Source organism: Achromobacter sp. SIMBA_011, from assembly GCF_046535435.1.
Lineage (GTDB): Bacteria > Pseudomonadota > Gammaproteobacteria > Burkholderiales > Burkholderiaceae_B > Achromobacter > Achromobacter dolens.
Map to the genome: position 1 here is coordinate 1 of NZ_JAWRWN010000768.1, position 258 is coordinate 258.

Here is a 258-nt window from a genome sequence, read left to right on the forward strand (position 1 = left end):
GCCGTTCTGCCCAGCTCACATTTTCTTGCTGAGAAAATGACCGGAAAAATTGATTTTCATAAAGCTGAATACATTGTTGAATACGGGCCGGGCACGGGAGTATTTACAAAAAAGCTGCTTGAAAAACGTCAGCCTGGGACGATGATCTTATTGATAGAAAAAAATGAGGAATTTTATGCTTTACTGAAAGAAAAATATAAAGAGGAACAAAACCTATTTATTGTACATGGATCGGCTGAACATATTGAGAGTCATATG

General features: G+C 37.2%; 1 protein-coding gene. It reads left to right on the top strand.

The genetic code is table 11. The features are described 5' to 3' along the window. Nucleotides 1-258 (top strand): rRNA adenine N-6-methyltransferase family protein (locus tag SB816_RS33065; RefSeq protein WP_410548386.1); only part of this gene is annotated, 258 nt, incomplete at both ends.